Source organism: Streptosporangium lutulentum (genome assembly GCF_030811455.1).
In the GTDB taxonomy this organism is placed as follows: domain Bacteria; phylum Actinomycetota; class Actinomycetes; order Streptosporangiales; family Streptosporangiaceae; genus Streptosporangium; species Streptosporangium lutulentum.
In genome coordinates this window covers 5,337,584-5,351,862 of the sequence record NZ_JAUSQU010000001.1, presented here as the reverse complement: position 1 = coordinate 5,351,862, position 14,279 = coordinate 5,337,584, and the positions used below count along the sequence as shown (strand labels likewise).

Annotated in this window: 14 protein-coding genes; 7 read left to right on the top strand and 7 right to left on the bottom strand. The window is 70.1% G+C overall.

Annotated features, from left to right (window positions below):
* Positions 1–57: 57 nt before the first annotated feature.
* The 7 genes from J2853_RS23805 to J2853_RS23775 all read right to left on the bottom strand — a co-directional run bounded on the left by J2853_RS23805 (position 58) and on the right by J2853_RS23775 (position 6,142).
* Positions 58–966 (bottom strand): urease accessory protein UreD, encoded by a 909-nt coding sequence (locus J2853_RS23805; protein ID WP_307561497.1) that lies wholly within the window; start codon positions 964–966, stop codon positions 58–60.
* A complete protein-coding gene (ureG, locus tag J2853_RS23800; protein WP_307561495.1) occupies positions 953–1,645 on the bottom strand; it encodes an urease accessory protein UreG in 693 nt (230 codons plus the stop codon). The genes J2853_RS23805 and ureG overlap by 14 nt, the downstream gene beginning before the upstream one ends.
* A gap of 20 nt (positions 1,646–1,665) precedes the next feature.
* The gene (locus tag J2853_RS23795) at positions 1,666–2,331 is read right to left on the bottom strand and encodes an urease accessory protein UreF (protein ID WP_307561493.1); all 666 of its coding nucleotides are present in this window, start codon (positions 2,329–2,331) and stop codon (positions 1,666–1,668) included.
* 150 nt (positions 2,332–2,481) lie between these two features.
* Positions 2,482–4,197, bottom strand: coding sequence for an urease subunit alpha (locus J2853_RS23790; RefSeq protein WP_307561491.1), 1,716 nt, complete (start codon positions 4,195–4,197; stop codon positions 2,482–2,484).
* Positions 4,187–4,513, bottom strand: coding sequence for an urease subunit beta (locus J2853_RS23785; RefSeq protein ID WP_307561489.1), 327 nt, complete (start codon positions 4,511–4,513; stop codon positions 4,187–4,189). Before J2853_RS23785 ends, J2853_RS23790 begins: the two co-directional genes overlap by 11 nt.
* Positions 4,514–4,537: 24 nt before the next feature.
* Positions 4,538–4,840 carry an urease subunit gamma gene (locus J2853_RS23780; RefSeq protein ID WP_307561486.1) on the bottom strand — a complete coding sequence of 101 codons (303 nt, stop codon included), beginning with the start codon at positions 4,838–4,840 and terminating at the stop codon, positions 4,538–4,540.
* 123 nt (positions 4,841–4,963) lie between these two features.
* The gene (locus J2853_RS23775) at positions 4,964–6,142 is read right to left on the bottom strand and encodes an endonuclease/exonuclease/phosphatase family protein (protein WP_307561484.1); all 1,179 of its coding nucleotides are present in this window, start codon (positions 6,140–6,142) and stop codon (positions 4,964–4,966) included.
* A gap of 477 nt (positions 6,143–6,619) precedes the next feature.
* Here J2853_RS23775 and urtA point away from each other — a divergent pair, with 477 nt between their 5' ends.
* From urtA to J2853_RS23740, 7 genes are all read left to right on the top strand, one after another.
* On the top strand, positions 6,620–7,846 hold the full coding sequence (urtA, locus tag J2853_RS23770) for an urea ABC transporter substrate-binding protein (RefSeq protein WP_307561482.1): 1,227 nt from the start codon (positions 6,620–6,622) through the stop codon (positions 7,844–7,846).
* 122 nt (positions 7,847–7,968) lie between these two features.
* The gene (urtB, locus tag J2853_RS23765) at positions 7,969–8,835 is read left to right on the top strand and encodes an urea ABC transporter permease subunit UrtB (RefSeq protein WP_307561480.1); all 867 of its coding nucleotides are present in this window, start codon (positions 7,969–7,971) and stop codon (positions 8,833–8,835) included.
* Positions 8,836–9,098: 263 nt separating this feature from the next.
* Entirely contained in the window at positions 9,099–10,208 is a 1,110-nt protein-coding gene (urtC, locus tag J2853_RS23760; RefSeq protein WP_307561478.1) for an urea ABC transporter permease subunit UrtC, read from the top strand.
* A 5-nt stretch (positions 10,209–10,213) separates the two neighbouring features.
* Positions 10,214–10,957 carry an urea ABC transporter ATP-binding protein UrtD gene (gene urtD, locus J2853_RS23755; protein ID WP_307568785.1) on the top strand — a complete coding sequence of 248 codons (744 nt, stop codon included), beginning with the start codon at positions 10,214–10,216 and terminating at the stop codon, positions 10,955–10,957.
* Complete coding sequence (gene urtE / locus J2853_RS23750) at positions 10,941–11,630, top strand: urea ABC transporter ATP-binding subunit UrtE (protein ID WP_307561477.1); 690 nt, start codon at positions 10,941–10,943, stop codon at positions 11,628–11,630. The genes urtD and urtE overlap by 17 nt, the downstream gene beginning before the upstream one ends.
* A 108-nt stretch (positions 11,631–11,738) precedes the next feature.
* Positions 11,739–13,064 (top strand): transporter substrate-binding domain-containing protein, encoded by a 1,326-nt coding sequence (locus J2853_RS23745; protein WP_307561475.1) that lies wholly within the window; start codon positions 11,739–11,741, stop codon positions 13,062–13,064.
* On the top strand, positions 13,049–14,227 hold the full coding sequence (locus J2853_RS23740) for a hypothetical protein (RefSeq protein ID WP_307561473.1): 1,179 nt from the start codon (positions 13,049–13,051) through the stop codon (positions 14,225–14,227). The genes J2853_RS23745 and J2853_RS23740 overlap by 16 nt, the downstream gene beginning before the upstream one ends.
* Positions 14,228–14,279 lie beyond the last annotated feature (52 nt).

The following is a 14,279-nucleotide window of genomic DNA, read 5'->3' as shown; positions in this document are numbered from 1 at the left end:
CCGACCGGTGAAGCGGCCGAGGCGCCCCGAAGACCCCGGCCGGCGTCCGGTACGGGGTCACGGCCGGTGCCCCACGGCTGACTCCTCGCCCTGCAGCAGGCGCCGCCGCAGCTCCACGGCGTCCCGGCCGAGGGCGGAGACCAGGGTGCCCGGTCCGGCCAGGGGAACGACCGCCCAGCCGTCGCCGATCACCGGCTCCGGCACCCGTCCGGTCGTCAGGGTGCTGCCGACGCAGCGGGCGTCGCCGTAGACGGCGGGGCTGGCGTCGATCGCCGGGTCGCCCACCACGAACTCCTGCCGGAGCAGCGGGCCGCCCGCGAACGTGGCGTCGAAACGGGAGTGGCAGCGGCCGGGCGCCTCGCCGTACCGGCCGAAGACGATCTCCTCACGCCAGAACACCCGTGCGTCCTCGGCGAGTGCCAGCCGTACGATCGTGCGGTGCCGGCAGCCCACGGCCAGCACCGTCGGCTCGGGCGTGAAACGCAGCGACGCCCCGGCCCCGACCCGGGCGGTGATCGTCACCAGCGACTCGCCCCCTCCGGAGCCGGGCAGCACCAGGGTGCTCGCGACCGACCGTACGTCCAGTGCGGTACCCGGTGCGACCTCGATGTCGAGCGCGAGGTCGTCACCGCCGAGTGGTCCCGCCGCGGTGGACACCAGGTGCACCTGACCCGGCGCGGTCCTACGCAGCGTGAGCGGCGGATCGGACCGCATCGTGGCGAGCAGGGTCCGGCCGTCCGCGTCGCGTTCGGTGACGATCGCCGCCCGGGCCCTCATCGAGCGCCGGGGGGCCGATCCGGGCTTCGATCGCCGAGGTGGGGTCGCGGTGATGCCGTCGAAGGCGGGCGGGGGTGCGGCGGTGCCGTCATGAGCCGGCGGGATCGTGGTGAGGGCGCTGGAGCCGGGATGGCTCACGATGACGTCGCGAGCGGGTGAGGTCACGGCGAACCGGTCAGGAGCGGACACGGTCGTGGTCGTGCTCGTGGCCGCGGTCGCCGGCCCAGGACTCGACGAGGCCGCCGACCCACGTCGCCACCGCGTGCGCGCCCGGTTCCTCCCTGACCGAGGTGAACAGCACCGGTTTGCCGTCCCGTACGGCCGCCGCGTCCCGGGACATGACCGTGAGGTCGGCGCCGACCATCGGGGCGAGGTCGGTCTTGTTGATCACGAGCAGGTCGGCCGTCGTCACGCCGGGACCGCCCTTGCGGGGGACCTTGTCACCGCCCGACACGTCCAGTACGAAGATCTGCCTGTCGGCCAGGCCCCTGCTGAAGGTGGCGGTGAGGTTGTCGCCGCCGCTTTCCACGATCACCAGGTCGAGCGGCCCGAACCGTTCCTCCAGGGTCTCCACCGCGTCGAGGTTGGCCGCGATGTCGTCGCGGATGGCGGTGTGCGGGCAGCACCCGGTCTGCACCGCGGCGATCCGCTCCGGATCGAGCACCCCCGCCCTGCGCAGGAAGTCGGCGTCCTCGGTGGTGTAGATGTCATTGGTCACCACGCCCAGGCGCAGCGTCTGGCCGAGGGTCCGGCACAGCGCCGCGGTCAGCGCGGTCTTACCGCTGCCGACGGGGCCGCCGATGCCCAGGCGCAGCGCCCGGCCGTGCGGGTCGGCCGCCTGGTGGTGGTCGTCGTGGTTGGCGCCCATGGGTCACCGTCCTTAGCTGGTCAGGAGACGAAAAGCCTCAACTCGGAGCGGATGTGCCGTTCGGCGAGCAGGTCGAGCGCGGGGGCGGCGTGCGCGGGCAGCGCCTCCCAGCCGGTGGGGGTGATGGCCGCGATCCGCTCCAGGTCCGGAGCGAGGTCGGCGAGGAGCCGGTGGACCGCGACGGGATCGAGGCCGAGCAGCCGCACCGCCGCCGTGGCGGGGCCGGTGACGGCGGTGTAGGCGGCCGCCAGGGCGGCCTCTCCGGGAGCGCATCCCGCCGCGCCCGCCGCCGCGCCGAGCGCCACCGGATGATGGGCGCCCTGCGGCAGGCTCTCCGCCAGGACGTCGAGCGCCGGTGACGGCCAGATCCTCCGGGCGGTCCGCAGCAGCAACCTGCCCTGGGTACGGCTCGTGTCCCGCTGGGCGGGGGAGGAGGTCCTGGCGTCGGCCTCCGCGTCCAACCGGATCCACCCCGCGCGGTTCGCGGACGCCCCGTACTCGCAGGCCGCCGCCGCGAGGCCGGCCGCCACCAGGCCGGCGGTGGCCAGGCGCCCCCGCAGGAACGCGGCGAGGCTGGTCAGGTCGTGGATCGCGCCGGTCCTGACCGCCTCCTCGGCGCCTCCCGAGTGCCCATGCCCCCCGGCGGGGAGCCGGGAGTCGGCCAGCAGCAGCAGCGCGGCGTGCATCAGAAGACACCTCCTGAGTGTCCGTGCCCCCCGGCGGGGAGCCGGGAGTCGGCCAGCAGCAGCAGCGCGGCGTGCATCAGAAGACACCTCCCGAGTGTCCGTGCCCCCCGGCGGGGAGCCGGGAGCCGGCCGGCAGCGGCGCGGCGTGCATCAGAACAGGAAGTAACGCTGGGTCATGGGCAGGGACTCGACCGGGGCGGGCTCGATCAGGTCGCCGTCCACGCGGACGGCGAAGGTGTCGGGATCCACGTCGATCCTGGGCATGGCGTCGTTGAGCGGCATGCTCTCCTTGCCCCGGTGGCGGACGTCGGCCACCGGGAGCAGGCGCCGCCGTACGGCCAGCCGGTCGGCCAGGCCGTCCTCGATCGCCAGCGGGGCGACGAAGTGGACCGAGGTGGCGGCGGCGGTGACGGGGGAGGCGCCGAACATCGGGCGGGGCATGACCGGCTGGGGGGTCGGGATGGAGGCGTTGGGGTCGCCCATCTGGGCGTAGGAGATCACGCCGCCCTTGACCACCAGGTCCGGTTTGATCCCGAAGAAGGCGGGGTCCCACAGGACCAGGTCCGCCAGCTTGCCGACCTCGACCGAGCCGACCTCGCCGTCCAGGCCGTGGGCCACCGCCGGGCAGATCGTGTATTTGGCGACGTAGCGGCGGGCACGGAGGTTGTCCGCGCCGCCGTCGCCCGGCAGTGATCCCCGGCGGCGCTTCATCACGTGCGCGGTCTGCCAGGTCCGGATGATCGTCTCACCCACCCGGCCCATCGCCTGGGAGTCCGAGCCGATCATCGAGATCGCGCCCAGGTCGTGCAGCACGTCCTCGGCCGCCATCGTGGACGGCCGGATCCGGGACTCGGCGAAGGCCAGGTCCTCGGGGATGGAGGGGTTGAGATGGTGGCAGACCATCAGCATGTCGAGGTGTTCGTCCAGCGTGTTGACGGTGTGAGGGCGGGTCGGGTTGGTCGAGGAGGGCAGGATGTTGCGGTGGGAGGCGACCTGGATGATGTCCGGCGCGTGCCCGCCTCCCGCCCCCTCGGTGTGATACGCGTGGATCATCCGGTCGCCGATCGCCGCCAGCGTCGACTCCACGAACCCGGCCTCGTTCAGGGTGTCGGTGTGGATCGTCACCTGGGTGCCGGTGGCGTCGGCGACCGTCAGGCAGGCGTCGATGGCGGCCGGGGTGGTGCCCCAGTCCTCGTGCAGTTTGAAGCCGGAGGCCCCGGCGCGCAGTTGCTCGTACAGGCCCTCGCGGCTGACCGTGTTGCCCTTGCCGAGCAGCGCGACGTTGATCGGGTAGGAGTCGAGCGACTCCAGCATCCGGGCGAGGTACCAGGTGCCGGTCACGGTGGTGGCCTTGGTGCCCTCGGCCGGCCCGGTGCCGCCCCCGACGATGGTCGTCACCCCCGCGGCGAGGGCCTCGTCCAGGATCTGCGGGCAGATGAGGTGGACGTGGGAGTCGATCGCCCCGGCGGTCAGGATCTTCCCGTTGCCCGAGAGGATCTCGGTCGAGGGGCCGATGACCAGATCGGGGTGGACGCCGTCCATGGTGTCGGGATTGCCGGCCTTGCCGATCGCGACGATCCGGCCGTCCCTGATCCCGATGTCGGCTTTGACCACGCCCCAGTGGTCGAGGACCACCGCGCCGGTGATCACCAGGTCGGGCGAGCCCTCGGCCCTGGTGGTTCTGGCCTGGCCCATCGACTCCCTGATGACCTTGCCGCCGCCGAACACGGCCTCGTCGCCCGCCCCCGAGGGGCCCATCGACAGGTCCTCGGTGACCTCGATGAGCAGGTCGGTGTCGGCGAGCCTGATCCGGTCTCCGACGGTGGGGCCGTAGAGGGCGGCGTAGCGTGATCGTTCAATGAACATGGGGGCTCCCGTCGAGAGGTCCGGCCCACTCGGGGCGAAGCCCGGGGACGATCCGGTTCCCGGCGATCGGTACGAGGGTCACGTCGCGTTCGACGCCCGGCTCGAACCGCGCCGCCGTGCCGGCGGGGATGTCGAGGCGGGTGCCCCAGGCCGCCCGGCGGTCGAACGCCAGTCCGGGGTTGCACGCGGCGAAGTGGTAGTGCGACCCGACCTGGATGGGCCGGTCGGCGGTGTTGACCACGCGGACGGTGACGCGCTCGCGGCCCGGGTTGAGCGGGACGGGTTCCTCGCCGTACTGGATCTCACCGGGTGTCATCGGCGCTCACCGCTCTTTTGAAGATCATGGGATCGGCTGGTGGACGGTGACGAGCTTGGTGCCGTCGGGGAAGGTGGCCTCGATCTGCACCGAGGCCAGCATCTCGGGCACGCCGTCCATGACGTCCTGCCGGGACAGGACCTTTCGTCCCGCCTCCATGAGGTAGGCGACGGTCTGTCCGTCTCTGGCCCCCTCCATGAGGAAGGAGGCGATGATCGCGGTGGCCTCGGGGTGGTTGAGCCGGAGGCCCCGGGCCTTGCGGTCACGGGCGACACCGGCGGCGACGTGAATGAGCAGGCGTTCCTGCTCGTGTGGTGTGAGCCGCATTCCCGGACCATAGGAACCGGCGGTTTCCATGATGTTGCCTGCCGATGTCGAACCGGTTTCCGCGTGCTCCGTGCCCGAAACATGGAAAGAGGACGGCGCGAATGTGCCCTTTCCGAGAGGAGGTCAGCGCACGCGGAAGGTGGTGAGAACCGCGGCGTGGTCGGAGGTCCAGGAATTGCCGGAGTGGTGAGGGATGTCGGCGGGGATGCCTTCGACGAGGGTGCGGGAATCCTGAACGCGGAGATTCCCCGCGTAATACACGAAGTCGATCCGGTCCTGGGGTTCGGGCTCGCCCGTGTGGTCGTCGTGGCCGTAGCCGCCGGTGAAGACCGGGGAGATCGGCGACCAGGTGACGCCGGGGTCCGCGACCGGGTCGGGGTGGGCGACGCGGAAGGAGTCCCTCAGGCCGGCCTTCTCCGCGAGGACGGAGGCGGGCCAGGCCACGTAGCCGTAGTCGTAGCGGTCGGTCGCGGGCGTCCAGTCGAGGTGGGAGGGGGCGTTGAAGTCGCCGGTCAGCAGGACCGGGGTCCGCTCCGCGGCGTCGAGGTCGGGCTTCATGGCCGCCAGGATCGCGGTGATCTGCGGTGTGCGTCCCGAGGCGATCTCGCCTTCCACGAGCTGCCGCGGGGTCACCTTCCCGAAGCAGGCGTCGTAGGGGCCGTAGGGCGTGTAGCCGAGATGGGCGTTCCAGACGACGATGTCCTGCCGCCGCTCCTCGTCCACCCGGATCCTGGCGCAGGCCCCGTTCAGGCCGGACGCCGAGGGCAGCGGGCCGCGCGAGACGATCGGATAGCGGCTGGCGATGCCCAGGTTGGAATCGGCCTGGAAGTAGTCCCAGCCCAGCGCCTCGGCGAGCTCCTGGGCGGAGGTCGAGGCGGTCTCCTGCAGGCCCACCACGTCCACGTCGTGGTCGAGCAGGAACTTCACCTGCTTGTCGCGGGCGCCCTTCACCTTGCTGCCGCCGTACCAGAGGTTCCAGCTCATCACCCTGAGCTCGGGAACGAGCTTGACGCCGGGAGCCTTGACCTCGATCTCGACGGTCGCCGCCGCGGTCTCGCCGGCGGCGTTGCGCGCCTCGATCCTCGCCACCGTGGGCCGGAGCGCGCTCGGGAGGCGCGGGACGCCGGAGATGGCGCCGTCCGCGCCGACCGTGATCCAGGGCGGTCCGCCGGTCTTGTGGAAGACCAGGCCCTCGGCGTCGCCGCGCAGGAGGCCCTTGACGGTCGCGGTGTACGGCCTCAGCGCGCGGGCGTTGCGCAGCGGGATGGCATCGGTGACGAAGTGCAGCGGCTCGTTGCTCATGATTTTCTCTTCGGTCGGAATGGGCCAGGCCGGTCGGCTCGCCGGTACCGGGGCAGCGCGTCGGGACGGGTGCGTCGGGACGGTGCTCGGCGTGCCGTCGATCGGGCCGTGGCGGGCGTGCCTGCCGGGCCGGATCAACCGGTGTGGCCGCCACCGCCACGAACAATTAGCAGATTTAGGATATTTATTCTTTTTGAGGGCGAAACTAGCATGAAGCGCCCCGGTGAAGAACGGGTGTACGGAGATCGTCCTCCATCTTGCGCGCACTGGAAACTCATCACCGCTGTTCACTGTCGCTCAGCCGGATGATTTGTCTATACAAGTTCTTGTAGTGCGCCTGTGCTGCCGTGTCCTGTCACGGCGGTGATAACCCGGTAAAGCGCAATTAACAAATGCGATCTCGGCGGGAAACCTCACTCGGTCACCTTGGCGGCAGATAGATCGGTGCGGGGGCCGTACCGGCAAGGAGGAAAGTCATTGAGGAATTCAGTCTGGCGCTCCGGTGTCGCCGTCGCGGCGCTGGCCATCGCCCTCACCGCGTGTGGCGGCGAAGCCCCGGCGAGCGAGAGCGCCTCGGTCGCCGGTGACACCATCAAGGTCGGCATCCTGCATTCCCTGAGTGGCACCATGGCCATCAGTGAGGTGACCGTCAGGGACGCCGAGCTGCTCGCCATCGAGGAGATCAACGCGTCCGGCGGAGTGCTCGGCAAGAAGCTCGCCCCCGTCGTGGAGGACGGGGCCTCCGACTGGCCGACCTTCGCGGAGAAGGCCACCAAACTGATCCGGCAGGACAAGGTCGCCACCACCTTCGGCGGCTGGACCTCGGCCAGCCGCAAGGCGATGCTGCCGGTCTTCGAGCGGAGCAAGGCCCTGCTCTGGTACCCGGTGCAGTACGAGGGGCTGGAGAGCTCGCCGTACATCTTCTACACCGGCGCCACCACCAACCAGCAGATCATCCCCGGCCTGGACTACCTCAAGGAGCAGGGCAAGAAGAAGATCTTCCTGGTCGGCAGCGACTACGTCTTCCCCCGCACCGCCAACAAGATCATCAAGGCGTACGCGGCGGCGAACGGGATGGAGGTCCTCGGTGAGGAGTACACCCCGCTCGGCCACACCGAGTACAGCACGCTGACCAACAAGGTCGTCCAGGCCAAGCCGGACGCGGTCTTCAACACGCTCAACGGCGACAGCAACGTCGCGTTCTTCAAGCAGCTCAACAGCGCCGGGATCACCGCGCAGGAGATGCCCGTGCTGTCGGTGAGCGTCGCCGAGGAAGAGGTCAAGGGCATCGGCGTGGACAACATCGCCGGCCACCCGGTCGCCTGGAACTACTACCAGACCACCGAGACCCCGGCCAACGAGAAGTTCGTGGCCGCGTTCAAGGCCAAGTACGGCGCCGACAAGGTGACCTCCGACCCGATGGAGGCCGGATACAACGCGGTCTACCTCTGGGCGGAGGCGGTCAAGAAGGCCGGGACCGTGGAGGTCGAGGCCGTAAGGAAGGCCGCGGGAGGAATCGCCGTCGAGCGCCCCGAGGGCCTGGTCACCATCGACGGCGAGAACCAGCACATGTACAAGACGGCCCGGATCGGGGTCGTCCAGCCCGACGGCCTCATCAAGGAGGTCTGGAACTCCGGCGAACCGATCAAGCCCGACCCCTACCTGAAGGGCTACCCCTGGGCGAGCGGTCTGTCCGACGGCTGACGCCTCCCCGCAGACCGGCTTCGGACCCGGGTCGTGACCTGATCACGGGCACCACCGTGACGCGCCCACAACGCGGCACGACCCGGTTCCGGAGCCACACACTCGTAGGAAAGGGCACACCGGTGGAGGCTTTTCTCAACCAGCTGCCGATCGGCCTGTCCATCGGCGCCGTACTGCTTCTCATCGCGCTCGGGCTGACGTTCACGTTCGGCCAGATGGGCGTGATCAACATGGCCCACGGCGAGTTCATCATGGCCGGGGCGTACACCGCCTACCTGCTCCAGGACCTCACGGGCCGGATGGCCGTGATCGTGGCCCTGCCGGTGGCGTTCCTGGTCGCGGGGCTGATGGGGCTGATCCTGGAGCGGACCGCGATCAGGCACTTCTACGGCCGCCCGCTCGACACCCTGCTTCTCACCTGGGGTGTCAGCCTCGTGCTCCAGCAACTCGCCCGCGACCTCTTCGGGGCGCCCAACGTCCAGGTCCAGGCGCCCACCTGGCTGCAGGGCGGGATCGGGTCCCTGCCGTACAACCGGCTGTTCATCTTCGCCCTCGCGCTCGCCACCGTCGTCGGCATCTGGGCCTACATGAACCGCACCGGCCAGGGCCGCCGGATGCAGGCCGTGATGCAGAACCGGCAGCTCGCCGCCGTCAGCGGCATCAACACCGGCCGCGTGGACCAGCGCACCTTCTTCATCGGCTCGGGTCTCGCCGGGGTCGCCGGGGTGGCACTCACCCTGATCGGCCCGGTCGGCCCGGCCCTCGGCACCTACTACATCGTCGACGCCTTCCTCGTGGTCGTCGCCGGCGGACTCGGCCAGCTGCGCGGAGCGGTCATCGCCGCCGCGGGGCTCGGCCTCCTCAACTCCTACGCCGAGTTCTGGAGCGACGCCAGTCTGGCGAAGGTCGTCGTGTTCGCCGCGATCATCGCCTTCCTCCAGTTCCGGCCGCAGGGCCTGTTCGTACTCCGATCGAGGGCGCTGACTTGACATCTTCCCTACGGCCGAAGCCTGGGAATCCGAACCCTCACAGGTCGGGGTTCCTGCTTCGTAGCCAATCGCAGCCACCCAGAACGAGTGCCGTGTCTTATATCGGCTCCACAGGCGTTTCATCTCTCCACCAGCCCGGCGGCGAGGACCTTCAACTCCGCGAGACTCACTTGGTTGTCGCAAGCCCGAGCATGACCATAACCGAGGGGAGGCAGGGACGTCTTGCTCATGGCTGAAGCCAGGAGTCTTCGTCCCGAAATTCTATGAACCTCGCACGCCTCAAGGGGCCGGGCGTCTTCGCGGCGGTGGCCGTGCTGGCCCTGGTCGTGGCCCCGCTCCTGCTGGAGCCCTTCCGTCTCGGCCTGCTGGCCAAGTATCTGTGCTTCGCGATCATCGCCCTGGGCATCGGCCTGGCCTGGGGGCAGGGCGGCATGCTGGCGCTCGGCCAGGGGGTGTTCTTCGGCCTCGGCGGCTACGCGATGGCCATGCACCTGAAGCTGGTGGACGCCCAGGGAGACCTGCCGGACTTCATGGTGTGGAGCGGGGTCGAGCAACTGCCCGCGCTCTGGAAACCGTTCGCGAATCCGGTGTTCGCGCTGGCCATGGTCATCGTCGGGCCGATGCTCATCGCGACGGTGCTGGGCCTGCTGGTGTTCAGGCAGCGGGTGCGCGGCGCGTACTTCGCGATCCTCACCCAGGCGCTCGCCGCCGCGTTCGTCATCCTGCTCGTCGGCCAGCAGGGCCTGACCGGCGGCACCAACGGGCTGACCAACTTCTTCGACCTGTTCGGCCGGGACCTGGCGGACGACTCCACCCAGCGGGGACTGTACTTCGTGGTCGCCGTCACGTGCGGGCTGCTCTATCTCGGCGCGCGGCAACTGGTGAACAGCCGCTTCGGGCGGCTGCTCATCGCGGTCAGGGACGGTGAGGACCGCGTCAGGTTCCTCGGGTACGACCCGGCCAGGGTCAAGACCGTCACCTTCGCCATCTCGGCGGGCATGGCGGGGCTCGCGGGCGCGCTGTTCGTGCCCGTCGTCGGGATCATCTCGCCGGCGCTGCTGGGAGTGGTCCCCTCGCTCGAACTCGTCGTCGCGGTCGCGGTGGGCGGCAGGTTCGCCCTGGCCGGGGCCATCCTCGGCGCGGTCGTCATGGGGTACGCCAAGACGTCCTTCAGCGAGCAGTTCGCCGACGGCTGGCTGTACCTGCAGGGCGCGCTGTTCATTCTTGTCATGACCCTGGCCCCCAAGGGGATCGTCGGTCTGGCCGCCTCGGCCCGCGACGCCCTGGCGCGGCGGCGGGCGGCCCCGGGCGGCGATCCCGGGCACCCGCCCGCGGCCACCCCCGGCATGAGAGTCATGGAGGAGGTCTCGTGAACGCGATGATCGAGGTGCGCGACCTGTCGGTGGTCTTCGACGGCTTCCGCGCCATCGACGGCATCGACCTGACCGTCGAACGCGGCGAGCTGCGGTTCCTGATCGGGCCCAACGGCGCGGGCAAGACCACGCTCATCGACGTCATCACCGGTCTCACCCGGCCGACCACCGGCGAGGTCGTCTTCGACGGGCGCAGCCTGACCGGCCTGCGCGAGCACCGGATCGTACGGCTCGGCGTCGGGCGGACCTTCCAGACCTCGGTGGTCTTCGAGGAGCTCACGGTCCTGGAGAACCTCGACCTGGCCGCGTCGTTCCGGCAGCCGCTCTGGTCGCTGGCCCGTCGGAGACGGGGTGTCTCCGACGCCGTCGCCGAGGCGCTGGAGACCACCGAGCTCGGACCGCTGGCGGACCGTCCCGCCGGGGTGCTCTCCCACGGGCAGCGGCAGTGGCTGGAGATCGGCATGCTGCTCACCCAGGGCCCCAAGCTGCTCCTGCTGGACGAGCCGGTGGCCGGGATGTCGAAGGACGAGCGGGAGCGCACCGGCGAGCTGCTGACCTCGGTGGCGCGCGACCACACGGTGATCGTGATCGAGCACGACATGGAGTTCCTGCGCAGGTACGCCTCGCAGGTCACGGTCCTGCACGAGGGCAGGGTGCTGATCGAGGGCTCGGTCGAGGCGATCCGCGACGACCCCCGCGTGCAGGAGGTCTACCTGGGAAGGAAGCCAAGCGATGCTGTCGGTACGTGATCTTGACGCCGGGTACGGCAGGGCCCGGGTCCTGTTCGGGGTCTCCCTGGAGGTGGAGCCGGCGCAGCTGGTCTGCGTGATGGGCCGCAACGGGGTGGGCAAGACCACCCTGCTCAACACCGTGATGGGCGTGCTGCCCGCCACCGCCGGGTCGGTCACCTTCGAGGGCCGCGACGTGACGCGCCTGGCGTCCCATGAGCGGGTACGGCTCGGCATGGCGTACGTCCCCCAGGGGCACGAGAGTTTCCCCCAGCTCAGCGTGCTCGGCAACCTTCAGGTCACCCTGGAGGCCTCCGGCGGTCCGCAGGAGGCGCTGGAAGAGGCGCTGGAGACCTTCCCCCGCCTGAAACCGCTGCTCAAGCGGCGCGCCGGATTCCTGTCCGGTGGACAGCAACAGCAGCTCGCCATCGCCCGTGCCCTGGTCACCCGTCCCAAGCTGCTCATCCTGGACGAGCCCACCGAGGGCATCCAGCCGTCGATCATCATCGAGATCGAGGAGGCGATCGAGCGGCTGCACGCCTCGGGCCTGTCGCTCCTGCTGGTCGAGCAGTACCTGGACCTGGCGCTGCGCCTGGCCGACCGCTTCCTGATCCTCGACGCCGGGCACGTCGTCCACTCGGGGGCGGCCGAGGAACTGCGTGGGGAGGAGATTCATCGTCTCCTCGCCGTCTGAACCGGACTTTCCCGGGCTGGAAGTCGTTTTTGATCTCTTCTTGGTGAAGATCTCCCCGTTGTGGATGATGGCGGCATAGCCTGGCAAAAAACGGAGCCCGGGGGCGTCATGGCGGAAAAATCTGCGGACGGAGGGACGCAACCGGAGGAGTTCTCAGCCCCTCCCGAGCAGCACGGTCAGAAGCGCGACCGGCGAGCCGGTCAGGAGCACGACCGGGGACCCGGCGGAGGGCGCGGCCGGGGGGACCGGTGGGGCGACGACGGCCGCGATCAGCGGTCCGGCGACGAGGACGACCGGCTGTCCGACGATGAGCATGACCAGCGAGACCGGTGGCCGGGTGACGAGCGCGACCGGCGGGCCGCGGACCGGTACGACCGGGAGCGATGGGCCGAAGGCCCGGAGGACGACGGGGACCATCGGCCCGCGCCGTCCGGCCGGATAAGGTTCCGGAGGTTCCGGCTGGCCGCGTGGATCGCGCTGATCCTCGCCGCGGCCGTGGTCGGGGCATCCGTCATGTGGACCAGCGGGCCGCCCACCGAGGCAGAGCTGCGCGAGAACGCGGGACTGTTCAAAAAGGACAGGATCCGGATCGGCGTGAAGAACGACACCCCGAACATCGCCCTGCAGAAGGAGACGGGCAGTCGCGGCTTCGAGGGCTTCGACATCCAGATCGCCTACATGCTCGCCGCGGATCTGGGCTTTCCGCCGGACAAGGTCGACTTCCTGTCCATCGAGACCGAGGACAGGGCACGCATGCAGGCCGAGGACGACAAGGGCCAGCCCGTCAAAGTCGACCTCGTCGTCGCGACCTTCAGCGTGACGCCCGAACGCGAGGCGGACCCCTCCGTCGGATTCTCCGCGCCCTACCTCTACACCGAGCAGTCCGTGGTGACCAGGAGCTCCACCCCTTCCAAGAAGATCACGTCTCTGGGGCAGCTGAAGGGCCAGAGAATCTGCACCCTCGGCACCTCGACCTCCGAGAGCGAGCTGGCCAAGGCGACGGAGGGGACGAACGCCGTCATCACCGGGGTGAACTCGATCAAGGACTGCATAGACGGGCTGAAGGACGGGGCTTTCGAGGCGGTGACCACCGACGCGGCCCTCCTGGCGGGGTTCGTCAAGGAGTCAGGCGGCGCGCTGGTCCACCACGACATCGCGCTGGAGAAGACGGAGATGTGGGCGGTCAACACGGGCGCCAACGACGCGTTGCGCACCCTGGTCGACCTCTCCCTGTACCGTTCCTACGCCGATCCCCAGGACCAGAGGTGGGAGCAGGCGTACCAGACGTACATCGGCCCGCTGCTGTCGGACGACCCCACCGGCCAGACCAACGCGAACGTGGCCCAGGCCAACCAGCCGTGCGTGCTCCCGCCGCCGGTGCGCAGGTGGCCGTGGGAGCGCACCCTCGCAGTCCAGGAGTGCTCGTCCAGTTGAAGCCCGACGCGCGGGTCAAGAACGCGCCGAGGAACCAGGAGTGGTTCCTCGCGCTGCTGCCGGTGTTCCCCCTCGCCCTGCTGGTGATGCGGCTGTGGTACGCCAGCAAGCAGGACACCCAGACGCTGCTCCTGCTCGTGCAGACCATCAGCCCGCTGGGCCTGCTGAGCGCGGTCCTGCTGGCGACGATCTGGGTGCTGCCCGTCGTCGTCCTCGGCGGACGGCTCCTCGGCACCCTCTACTGGATCAGCACGGGCCGCACGTCGTGGCTGGTGCGCGCCGCCGAGCGGCTGCCCGACTGGGTCGTGCTCCTGGCCGTCGTGGTGGGCGTGCTCGCCTGGCAGCTGCGCTTCCTGCCGACGCTGGCGATGCTGGCGCTGGCCGTGGCGGGCCTGACGGTACGTGATCGGTTTCCGGGCCACGAGGAGTTGCGGACCACGTTCTGCTACGCGCTGCCGCTGATCGCCGCGGTGCTCTCCTACGTGCTGCTGTGGCCGGCCGTCGCCACCGCGTTCGCCGCGGGCGACATGGCGTCCGCGATCCTGCTGGTGCTTCCGCCGGGGCTCACGGTGCTGCTGACCGGCCCGGTGCCCGCGGGATCCGCCAGGGTGCTGACCCACGGCATCGCGACCGCGATGGCGGCGCTCATGCCGTTCCTGGCCGGCGTGGTCGTGATGAAGGCGCCGATCCTCCCGCTGATCGCCCTGCAGGTCGTCGAGGACGAGAAGGAACCCGGCAGGGTGATCGTGGGCTACCTGGTCGCCAGCGACGACCAGATGTCCACGATTCTGGACCGCGAGGGCAGCGTGAGCTTCCTCCGGAACGACCAGCTGCAGTCGAAGGTGCTCTGCCCCGACCCCGGTGAGGTGTTCAGGACCTCGGTGAACCTGCACGGCTGGTACGCCGAGCAGAGCGTGATCTCCTGGCTCGCCCCGGCGCTGCGGACCGGTGCCGCCAGGGCCGTCCCGCCGATTCCGGAACCGGCCGGCCGCGATCCCTCGCCGTCTCCGAGCCCGTCCGGCGACGGTCCCTCACCGGCTTCGGGCCTGCCCGGCCGGAGTCCCTCGCCTGCTCCGAGCCCGTCCGGCGAGAGCGTCTCACCGGCTCCCGCCGACGGCGATCCTCTGCCGGTCGTTCCTCCCGCCTGCCCGTTCCCCCGCTGAGCGCGTCCGGTCACCGTCCGCCGAGCGCGCCCGGAAGGGCTTCACGGGCGAG